This is a genomic window from Oleiphilus sp. HI0123 (assembly GCF_001635315.1).
The window spans coordinates 1-4921 of the sequence record NZ_LWGE01001620.1 but is presented as its reverse complement, the minus strand read 5'-3'; the positions used below and the strand labels follow the sequence as shown (position 1 = coordinate 4921).

6 protein-coding genes are annotated in these 4921 nt (G+C 44.4%); 1 reads left to right on the top strand and 5 read right to left on the bottom strand.

The window, feature by feature from the left end; translation table 11 throughout:
- Positions 1-32 precede the first annotated feature (32 nt).
- Positions 33-1544 (bottom strand): glutamate--tRNA ligase, encoded by a 1512-nt coding sequence (gene gltX, locus A3761_RS21745; RefSeq protein WP_068510577.1) that lies wholly within the window; start codon positions 1542-1544, stop codon positions 33-35.
- A 74-nt stretch (positions 1545-1618) separates the two neighbouring features.
- Positions 1619-2263, bottom strand: coding sequence for an MBL fold metallo-hydrolase (locus tag A3761_RS21740; RefSeq protein WP_068510655.1), 645 nt, complete (start codon positions 2261-2263; stop codon positions 1619-1621).
- Between the two features lie 203 nt (positions 2264-2466).
- On the opposite strand from A3761_RS21740, the gene A3761_RS21735 reads away from it, so the two are divergent.
- Complete coding sequence (locus A3761_RS21735) at positions 2467-2805, top strand: hypothetical protein (protein WP_068507198.1); 339 nt, start codon at positions 2467-2469, stop codon at positions 2803-2805.
- Positions 2806-2822: 17 nt separating this feature from the next.
- On the opposite strand, the gene A3761_RS21730 is transcribed toward A3761_RS21735, so the two are convergent.
- From A3761_RS21730 to A3761_RS21720, 3 genes are all read right to left on the bottom strand, one after another.
- Positions 2823-3239 (bottom strand): MAPEG family protein, encoded by a 417-nt coding sequence (locus A3761_RS21730; protein WP_068510580.1) that lies wholly within the window; start codon positions 3237-3239, stop codon positions 2823-2825.
- A gap of 159 nt (positions 3240-3398) precedes the next feature.
- Positions 3399-4616, bottom strand: coding sequence for a dihydrolipoamide acetyltransferase family protein (locus A3761_RS21725; protein WP_068553034.1), 1218 nt, complete (start codon positions 4614-4616; stop codon positions 3399-3401).
- A gap of 2 nt (positions 4617-4618) precedes the next feature.
- On the bottom strand, positions 4619-4921 hold a 303-nt coding region (locus tag A3761_RS21720), incomplete at its 5' end, for a transketolase C-terminal domain-containing protein (protein WP_304439637.1).

Genomic DNA, 4921 nt, shown 5'->3' with positions numbered 1-4921 from the left:
ATTGAAGTCTCCCCCCCGAGTCAAGACTATTTTTACACTTCTTTTAACTTTTTGATTTCTGCGCTAAGCGATTGATATTCCTTCTCTACTCGCTTGGTTTCTTTCTTGGAAAAGCCACCCAATATGCTAACAGCATGACGCAGCCTGGCACGACTCATATCTGGCCCTAAAAGCGCCATAGAATCGACTACTGACCAAGAGTTTGGTGTACCAGCAATAGCGATAAAGATTGGCTGCATGCAATCACCTATCTTAAACTCCATCACCTTGGACAAAGCCTTAATCTCGGCAAAGATATTATCTTTGTTCCAATCACGTAATGATTCCAATTGCCACAAAGCAAACTGCAACACGCGTTTAACTTGCCCTTCTTCTAGTTTTTTATGCGCAAAATCTGCAGCCTGTAATTCCAGCATACCTGAAAACATAAAGGTGCTTAATGGTGCGATGTCAGCAAAGGTCGATACACGCCCCTGTACATGCTCAACCAAAGGTTTAAGGTTTGCCTCGTTGAATGCCCAAGCTTGAGCGCGCGCCATAAATTCGTCAGCACTTAGATTTTCACGAATCCACACGCCATTCAACCAGCTTAGCTTTTCGACGTCGAAAATCGGTCCACCAAGCGAAACACGTTTAATATCGAAGTTCTCAATCATTTCCTGTAGTGTAAATTTCTCACGCTCATCAGGCATAGACCAACCCATTCGCCCCAAATAGTTAATGACTGACTCGGGTAAAAAACCAGCACGCTCATAATAATTAATACTGGTTGGGTTCTTACGCTTGCTTAGCTTGCTCTTATCCGGGTTTCGTAATAATGGCATGTGACATAGCACAGGCATATCCCAGCCAAAATACTTATACAACAACTGGTGCTTAGGTGCCGAGTTAATCCACTCTTCACCACGGATAACATGCGTGATCGCCATCAAATGGTCATCAACTACATTCGCCAGGTGATAAGTAGGCATACCGTCTGACTTAAGCAGAATTTGAGAATCGACCTGAGACCAGTCAATCTCTATCTTGCCACGTAACATATCGTCAATTTCGCAAACACCTTCGTCCGGAACTTTCATACGAATAACATGCGCATCGCCACGAGCTAAACGTTCTTTGACTTCGTCACTAGATAACTCAAGGTCACCTTTAATCCCAGGGTTTAAACCCGCCGCTTTTCGCTCTTCACGAATCGCATCAAGCTCTTCTGGTGTACGAAAACAATAAAAGGCATTACCCTGTTCGACCAACTGCTCGGCATAGGCACGATAGTCGTCTTTTCGCTCACTCTGGCGATAAGGCCCATAATCACCACCTACATCTGGACCTTCGTCCCAATCAAGCCCTAACCACTTCATTGAAGATAAAATATCACGTTCCGATTCTGGCGTGCTTCTCGCTTGGTCAGTATCTTCAATTCGAAGGATAAACTTACCTCCGTGTTGCTTGGCGAAACACATATTAAACAATGCAATATATGCTGTACCAACATGAGGGTCACCCGTTGGGGATGGTGCGATTCGTGTTCTTACCATTTGTGTCATTAACGTTATGCCTATCTGATTTTTTACTGTGTCAACGCTGGTATCGAGCGCTTAAATATTATCTGTATACCTTACTAGCCGTAACCACCAACAAAGGGGTTGTTGGCTTTTTCATGCCCTATGGTCGACATCGGGCCATGACCCGGAATGAATTTCGTTTCATCCGCCAATGCCCAAAGCTTAGATCGAATCGACTTCGCAAGCGTGTCGAAGTCGCCCTTAGGGAAATCCGTACGCCCGATTGAGCCTTGAAAAAGAACGTCACCAACGACCAATAAATCACTACCTCGATGGTAAAAAACGACATGGCCTGGCGTATGACCAGGACAATGTAGCACTTCGAGAATCTCGCTCCCCACTTCAACCGTATCGCCCTGTTCCAGCCACTGGTCAGGCGTAAAGATCTTGGCAGCAGGAAAACCAAACATCTGGCTCTGCTGAGGCAGCATATCAATCCAAAACTTATCTTCTTTATGAGGGCCAACGACAGGCACCCCACTCTGCTCAGCTAAATCCGCCGTTGCACCGGCATGATCAATATGCGCATGTGTCAAAATTACCTTATCAAGCTGAAGGCCTAAAGATTCAAGCTCAGCCAAAATTTTGGGTAAATCACCACCAGGGTCGACAACTGCCGCTTTTTTACTCTGATCGCACCACAAAATTGAGCAGTTCTGCTCAAAAGCCGTTACCGGCACTATCTTATACTGTAAACTCATGAAAAAATTACCGATAGAAAACAAGCTTATATCGCTGCTATATAGTTTGTGACAAGGGATTAAACTAATCGTCCGAACTGCACAGCAATTTTCTGACATGCATTATCCCTGAAGAAGAATGAAACTCAACCAAAAACGTATAAATGGATGCAAGGAAATGCCTTCAGTCAGCTATGCGTTAGTCACAATAAAGGACGATAACGATGCTGCTTAAATATAGCTACCCCTCAGTCAAACGGTCTTCAAAGTTTACTGCACTCATACTCGGTACAGCGCTCTCTGGCTGCTCATTTATTGAACTAAACCCTGGAGCCAAGCACATCATCTTTGCCAATGACGAGAACTGCGAATTGATCAATACATTTGAAGCGAGTGTACCGACAGAAAACGCTTTTATTACACGAAGTGATAAAGCCATAAGTGAAGAACTTCAAATTCTGGCACAGAACGCAGCATTTGAGCAAAAGGCAAATGCGATCTGGCCAGAGTCAGAGATTCTTGAGGGAAAACAACGCTTCAAGTTACTGCGATGTGACAGATAAACAAGTGCTTACGAGTACTATACCAACGCAAACAACATGGCGAGCCACAACACTGCTAAAGCCATCATACTCGCAGCAAAGCTCGCAAACCTTAGGCTGACATTGTTGTTACCCAAGTGGACAAAAGAATGTACTAGCCGCAAAGCCACATACAACCAAGCAGCGACAACTGACACAAGACCAACGCTATCCGTGATATAAGTGAGTATAACCCCAACATAAAATAAGGGTGGTACCTCAAAGTGGTTATGAATATGGCGAGTGAGAATATGGAGCCTTTGCGGCTCCTGCCCTTCATTGTATGAACGATAGTACTTCATACTAACTTCACCGCGTTTAATTGCCGCAAAGCGTGTTAACCCTAGTTTAAAAACTAAAAAAGAGGTTAATAAAAACATCGCGATAGCGGGATAGATAATTCTAACTGTATCCATAAAAGTCTCGTCTATTGTTGTGGAGTACCTATCTATTGTGCGGTATTGACTACTGCACAAACGCAAGACCACATTCACATAAAGCGAGACCTTGGTCAATCACTTGTATAGACTTGAAACTCTGTAGATCACTCAGAGAAACAAAGCACCAGAGAGCCCTTAAGACTCTAACGACTCGATAAAAGCCTGCATAAACCTGGCCGCCTCTGCACCGCTGGCTGCGCGATGATCAAAGCTCAGCGATATAGGCATAACTCGACCAACCTTTATCTGTCCGTTTTCAACGACAGGCTCATCACGAATTTTCCCCACACCCATGATCGAAACCTGTGGCGGAACAATTATAGGTGTAGCGTAACGCCCGCTTAACGAGCCAAAGTTGCTTAGACTAATCGTTGCACCAAGTAGCTTTTGAGGCTTAATCGTACGGTCATGAACTGATTGAATCTGTTTCTTCATGATTTTTCTGATTCTAGCATCGTCTAGAGTTTGCACCTTTCGAATCACCGGAACGTATAAACCCTGCGCGGAATTAACCGCCACACCTAAATGAATATCTTCGAATAACTGAATACCTAAAGCTTCCTCATCAAACCAGGCATTGAGTATTGGCTCCTTCATACACGCAAAGACAAGTGCTTTAATACATCGGAGCGTGATGTCCTCACTTTTCTTCCAAGTACAAATATTGGCATCATCGAACAGCGTTACGGCTGGAATTTGTTCATGAGATTTACTCATCGTTTGCGCCATGACTTTCCTGGCACCTGTTAATTTAGTGATTGAATCACTACATCTCCCAGGAGAACTTCCTTTCAGCTCATTCTTCTTGTAATGAGCTTCCAGAATTCCTTTCTCTGTAAGCATCCCATAAGACTTTTCACTGAGCTGTTCTGTCAGGCCTATTTTTTCTGCAAAGACCCTGACAGAAGGCGGAGCATTTAAAGTCTGTTTCTGCTTTAAAAGCGCACTGTCAGGCGGGCTGGCATGATCAACAATCATATCCTCATATTGATCGACATCCTTTTCACCTTCTGCAGTTTGCAAACTTCCAACGACCGATACGCTCTTTTGCACATTTTGAGAGACGCCTAGATACTCCGATATCGAAGTATCTTTACCTATCGGGGACTCAGCATTTTCCTTCTCAGTGTATTCTAATAACACTGAACCCACATCAACCATGTCGCCCGCTTTACAGTGAATTTTCCCGATTCTAGCTTCCACAGGAGATGGAATTTCCACAATTGCTTTTGCCGTTTCGACAACTAAAATCAACTGATCAACCAAGACCATATCGCCAGGCTTAATCTTCCACTCAATAATTTCTGCACCCTGGAGGCCTTCACCGAGATCAGGTAGATAAAATTTGCTCATAGCTAAGCCTCCTTGTTTCCGTCTGCGTCAACCGGTGTTACGGCCCTGCACATCACCGCTGCCAATTCAGTTATTTGCTCTACGCCAGGCAGGTAGCTTGATTCGTTACGAAAATATGGCATTACCGTGTCATAACCAGTGATCCTCGCCACGGGTTCCCTTAAGTAAGGGAAGGCTCTTTCAGAAACCGTTGCTGCAATCTCCGCACCCAGCCCACAGCTTCTTGGCGCCTCATGAATAACTATGCAGCGACCAGTTTTTTGAACCGACTGGATAATAGTGTCGTGGTCTATAGGAGAAATACT